A 4,784-nucleotide genomic window follows, 5' to 3' on the forward strand; every position below is an offset into this window, starting at 1 on the left:
GGGGTCCATCGCCTGGACCACGGTGCGGCCGTCGTCGTCGACCCGGACGACCACGTTGCACGGCAGGAAGACGCCGATCGACGCGTCGGCCTGGAGAGCGGCGAGTGCGAGTGGCGGCCGGCAGGCGCCGAGGATGACCTGGGGCGGGATCTCGGCTCCGATCTTGGCCTTGAGCGTCGCGGCCATGTCGATCTCGGTCAGGACGCCGAAGCCCTCCTCGGCGAGTCGTTCGCGGGTGGCCTGCACGGCGTCATCGAAGCCAAGTGGCGTGGTGACGGTGATCGCGTGGTTCATGTCTGCTCCTTCTCGGGGCGTGCTCGGGTCAGGCGGTCGCGGACTGGGCCTCGACCTGGCGACGGATGTCGTCCATGTCCAGGTCACGGACGCCCTGGATGACCTGCTCGAGACCGGCCGCGGGCAGCGCGCCCGGCTGGCTGAACACGAGGATGCCGTCGCGGAAGGCCATCAGGGTCGGGATCGACGTGATCCTGGCGGCTGCGGCGAGCTGCTGCTCCGCCTCGGTGTCCACCTTGCCGAAGACGACGTCGGTGTGCTGCTCCGAGGCCGCCTCATAGACGGGAGCGAACATGCGGCAGGGGCCACACCACGAGGCCCAGAAGTCGACGAGGACGATCCCCTCGCCGGTGACGGTGGACTCGAAGTCGGCGTATGTCAGGTTGCGGGTGCTCATGCGGATTCCTTCAGGGTGTGCTGGGTCGCCGGAATGGCGCGCCCCGGTGGGCGTGGTCTACAGTGGTTCCAACATACCCCCTGGGGTATAAATTCCGAAGCCTCCCTCGACCCATCAGGAGCTCAAACATGTGTCGTCCCGCCAACTGCAGGACCTGCGGCAAGACCACCTGGGCCGGCTGCGGCCAGCACGTCGACCAGGTCATGCGCCACGTGCCCGCCGCCCAGCGCTGCGCCGGCCACTCGAAGGACGCCTCGGCATCCTCCGGCGGGTTCCTCGGCAAGCTCTTCGGCCGCGGCTGACGGGACGCATCCGGCCGCGCCGTCCCCTGGGCGTGGCAGGACGTGAGTCGCCGCACCAACGGGGCCGAGTGCGTACCCCTGACGCACTCGGCCCCGTTTCTTCTGCCCCGGGCGGTCAGCCGACGGCGACGTCGATGTCGACCGGGACGCCGTTGGTGATGACGTCGAAGACGGCGGACCGGCGGCGCGACTGCTCCACGATCTCGCGAAGGACATGCTCCGGCGCGTCCCCCTTGATGGTGAACTTCACCGTCACCTGCTGGTACCCGTTGCGGACGTCCTGGAGGCCCAGGATGCCGTTGAGGTCGATGTCGCCGGTCACGGTGGATCGAACCTCGTTCAGCGTCACCTTGCGGGCCGAGGCGATGTTCGCGATGCCCGACGTGATGCAGGCCGCGAGCGCGTGGAGGACGAACTCGACAGGCGTCGGGCCGTTGTCCTTGCCGACGAGCACGGCAGGGTGGTCCGCGTCAAAGACGAACTCGCGCTCGTGGACCCGGTCCTCCCCGACGCCGAAGTAGTCGTGGATCGTCGTGCGGCTGTGCGTCCCCTGCAGCCACTCGTTGTGGGCACGGAACTGGAACTGCGCCGCGGCCGGCATCCCCCTGACCGCGTCGAGGGTCGCGAAGAGGGTGGCCGTGTCCACGCCGTTGCGGTGTGCGGTGTCTGTTGACATTGAACTTCTTCCTATGTGGTGGCTCCCGAGACGGCCGGTTGCCGCTCGGGCGTGGTGGTGGTCAGAAGAGCCCCCGACGTGCGAGGCAGGGGGCGCCGGAAGAGCTCCTCGGCCATGACGTCGATCTGGGCCGCCAGGCCCCGCTGCAGACCGACGAACGTCTCCTGGTCGGGCAGGGCTGCGAGCGCCACGGTGGTCTCGAAGATCGGGGCAGCCATCCGGTCGCGGGCGAGCTCGTACGCCGCGAGTGCCGACGCCTCCATGGGAGGGCACCGGAGACTCGAGTCAAGTGAGTCGGCCAGCAGCTCGGCGTCGCGTACGGCATCGCTGATGCCATGTCCGGTGATCGCGTCGCGGTGGTACCCGGCGTCGCCGACGAGTGACCAGCCCGGGCCGTAGGGCCTGCGGAAGTGGTTCGGCATTCGGAGCATGCCACGCACGGGCGTGCTCTGCGATCGTGGTCTGACTCTTGCGGCCAGCTCGGGAACGTGCTCCTCCAGGAGCGCGGCGAACGCCCCGTCGGCCCCAAGGTGCTCCCGCCGGTAGCGGCGAGCCACGCTCTCGGACGTGATGACCCAGACGCAGGCCTCGGCCGCGTTCGTCGGGAAGACCCCGGCGAACACGCCGTCGGTCAGGTAGTACTCGATCGCCTCCCACTCGCCCGCGAGGTAGGCGTACTGAGCCGCCCCGGAGCTCTCCCGCTCGACGGTGAGCGGGGCTGCAACGGACCGGGCGACTCGCGAGTTCAGGCCGTCGGCCCCGACGACGTGCCTCCCGAGGACCTCGACCGGGCCCGACTCGTCGTGTCCGCGGACGCCGACGACCCGGCCCGTCGAGTCGCGCACGACCTCGTCCACGGAGACTCCCGTCCTGAGACGGGCACCCGCTGCGAGGGCCGCACCCTGGAGCACGTCATCGAGCACGTAACGACGGGGCGCGAGCAGGAAGTCGATTCCGTAGCGGTCCTTGAGGTCACGCGAGAGCAGGCCCAGGCCACTGGAGAACTCCACCCGCCGAAGCGGCGGGGTACCCCGCTTGACCAGCTCGTCGATCACACCGAGCCGGTCCAGCTGCACCATTCCGGATCGGGCAATGACGTGCGTCGAGATGGTGTCGCTCGGAAAGTCGGCCCGGTCGAGCATCACGACGTCGTGGCCACTGCGGGCCAGGTGTGCGGCCGTCGCGGCGCCGGCCACGCGAGCGCCGACGATGACCACCTCCGCGCGCTCGATGCGCGCTGCTGGGCTGCCGACGCCCAGGTCCATGCCTGCCATGGGTTGTCCCCCTCGATTGGTTCGAGGACAACCGTCGCCCTTCGGCTGGACCGGAACTTGGACTAGAGGTGCACTTCTGCTGGACTTCTCACTTGGTCATCTGCAGCGAGGAACTCATCGACCTCACGCAGGAAGTGCTCCCAAGCCGGCTCGTCTGGCTGCATCAGGTGGTTGCGGGTGTCGAGTGGGACCAAGCGGCTCCCCCGGATCCGGGAGGCCAGCTCCACGCCTTGGTTGAACGGGATCCGCAGGTCTCCACGTCCATGGAGGATCAGGGTCGGGACGGTGACACGGCGTGCCACCTCGCTAACGTCCAGCCGCACCGACACGTCAGCGTGTCGAAGCGCGTTCTCGGTGGACGTGCTCCGTCGCATCAGCTCGGCGAAGTCGCTCCACAGCTGTGGCGGCGCATCCGGCATGAACGTTGAAGAGAAGAAGAGCCGGAACGAGGGGTCATCGCGTCCCCAGCCCATGCGGATGAGCTCCCGCTGCATGTCTGACTCGCGTCGCTCGTCGTCAGTGCGGGCCCGGACCAGGCGCCCAGTCATGATCGCTCCGACGAGGACCAAACGGCTCACTCTCTCGGGGTGGCGCACGGCGTACTCGATCGCGACCGGTCCTCCCTGTGACAGGCCCATCAGCGGGAACCGCTCGAGGCCCAGCTCGTCGACGACCGTCTCCAGGTCCTGGACGAACGTCTCGAAGGAGATGTCCTCCGGTTCCTGGTCGGAGAGCCCGCAGCCCCGCTCGTCGTAGCGGATGAAGGTCCGGCTCCGGGAGAGCCCCTCCATCCAGTGCCGCCACACTGGGCTCTCCCAGTCGTAGTCGAGACGGGTCACCCAGTGGGCTGCGCGGACGAGCGGCGGTCCCTCGCCCACCGTGGCGTACGCCACTCGGGTGCCATCAGGGGCGCGGCTGAACCCGATGCGCTGCTGGAGCGCGCGGGCGTGGGGCACCGGTCCGCGGCCCGGTTCAGCACCGGCGCCGACCTGCTCCTCCTGTACGTCGGCCACCCACCGGTAGCCGCGTCCGTGAGCCGTCTGGATGACTGCCTGGGCCGAGCCGTCGTCACCGAGCACCTGACGAGCCACCTTGATGCGGCTGGTCAGCGTGGACTCGCTGACGAAGCGGTCGCCCCACACCCGGTCGAGCAGCTCCGTCTTGGGCACCACCCGATCACGGTTGAGGACGAGGTGTGAGAGAACGTCGAAGACCTGGGGCTGGACATGCACCGGCTCGCCCCCACGCTCCAGGACGAACCGGTCGGTGTCGAGGACGACGTCCCCGAACGAGAACCGCATAGACGGATTGTGACAGCCCCGGGAGGCACCAGAGACGCGTTCAGCGTAGGTGAGTCGTCCACCCGGGCCGCACGCGAACCGTCAGCGGGACTCGAGCACGAAGATGCGCACCCGACGACCCGAGATCCGGGCCAGGTACTTCGTGTAGCCGCCGTAGACGGTTGCGGCCAGGGACAGGACCTTGGCCCCTTCGGTCTCCGTGGCTGGGCGTGCCACGACGTCGATCCTCTTCGCCTCGTGGGCGAGCGAGGCCCGATTCTCTGCCTCCAGATTGAGCACCCAAGCGGGGGTTGCGCCTTGGCCGTAGTTGGAGCCGATCACCGCCATCGCGTCGCCGAGAGGAAAGCCGACGAGCTGCGACTCACGAGGCAGCCCCGACTTCCTGCCCGTGGTGGTCAGCACGACGATGGGCACGCCGGCCCCGAGCTCCGAGACGGACGTGCGGCCACCGGTCAGCCGAGCCGCGGCCCGGTCCAACGCCGGGAGGGCCCTGGACAGCACCCAGGAGCCTGGGCGGGTGGACACGAGGGCCTGGACCGC

At 69.1% G+C, this 4,784-nt stretch carries 7 protein-coding genes; 1 reads left to right on the forward strand and 6 read right to left on the reverse strand.

Features of this window, described 5'->3' with window-relative positions; translation table 11 throughout:
* The coding region (locus VJN29_RS19945; protein ID WP_324145390.1) for a DUF302 domain-containing protein at positions 1 to 294 on the reverse strand (294 nt) is incomplete at its 3' end.
* Between the two features lie 28 nt (positions 295 to 322).
* Entirely contained in the window at positions 323 to 691 is a 369-nt protein-coding gene (gene trxA / locus VJN29_RS19950) for a thioredoxin (RefSeq protein ID WP_324145391.1), read from the reverse strand.
* 128 nt (positions 692 to 819) lie between these two features.
* On the opposite strand from trxA, the gene VJN29_RS19955 reads away from it, so the two are divergent.
* Positions 820 to 993, forward strand: a complete 174-nt coding sequence (locus VJN29_RS19955; RefSeq protein ID WP_324145392.1) for a hypothetical protein — start codon at positions 820 to 822, stop codon at positions 991 to 993.
* Positions 994 to 1,108: 115 nt separating this feature from the next.
* Here VJN29_RS19955 and VJN29_RS19960 read toward each other — a convergent pair whose 3' ends face one another.
* The 4 genes from VJN29_RS19960 to VJN29_RS19975 form a co-directional block, all read right to left on the reverse strand.
* Positions 1,109 to 1,669: an OsmC family protein gene (locus VJN29_RS19960; RefSeq protein ID WP_324145393.1), complete on the reverse strand. Its 561-nt coding sequence runs from the start codon at positions 1,667 to 1,669 to the stop codon at positions 1,109 to 1,111.
* Positions 1,670 to 1,680: 11 nt separating this feature from the next.
* Positions 1,681 to 2,943 carry an NAD(P)/FAD-dependent oxidoreductase gene (locus VJN29_RS19965; RefSeq protein WP_324145394.1) on the reverse strand — a complete coding sequence of 421 codons (1,263 nt, stop codon included), beginning with the start codon at positions 2,941 to 2,943 and terminating at the stop codon, positions 1,681 to 1,683.
* A 62-nt stretch (positions 2,944 to 3,005) separates the two neighbouring features.
* Complete coding sequence (locus VJN29_RS19970; protein WP_324145395.1) at positions 3,006 to 4,244, reverse strand: alpha/beta fold hydrolase; 1,239 nt, start codon at positions 4,242 to 4,244, stop codon at positions 3,006 to 3,008.
* An 81-nt stretch (positions 4,245 to 4,325) separates the two neighbouring features.
* Positions 4,326 to 4,784, reverse strand: a 459-nt coding sequence (locus VJN29_RS19975; RefSeq protein ID WP_324145396.1) for a nitroreductase family deazaflavin-dependent oxidoreductase, incomplete at its 5' end; no start/stop codon positions are given.

Origin of the sequence: Intrasporangium sp. (genome assembly GCF_035280925.1) — a bacterium.
Lineage (GTDB): Bacteria > Actinomycetota > Actinomycetes > Actinomycetales > Dermatophilaceae > Intrasporangium.

Excerpts from the sequence above, each read along its gene's own strand:
- VJN29_RS19960 (WP_324145393.1), bottom strand. The coding sequence starts at position 1,669 with ATGTCAACAGACACCGCACACCGCAACGGCGTGGACACGGCCACCCTC.
- VJN29_RS19965 (WP_324145394.1), bottom strand. The coding sequence starts at position 2,943 with ATGGCAGGCATGGACCTGGGCGTCGGCAGCCCAGCAGCGCGCATCGAG.
- VJN29_RS19970 (WP_324145395.1), bottom strand. The coding sequence starts at position 4,244 with ATGCGGTTCTCGTTCGGGGACGTCGTCCTCGACACCGACCGGTTCGTC.
- VJN29_RS19955 (WP_324145392.1), top strand. The coding sequence starts at position 820 with ATGTGTCGTCCCGCCAACTGCAGGACCTGCGGCAAGACCACCTGGGCC.
- trxA (WP_324145391.1), bottom strand. The coding sequence starts at position 691 with ATGAGCACCCGCAACCTGACATACGCCGACTTCGAGTCCACCGTCACC.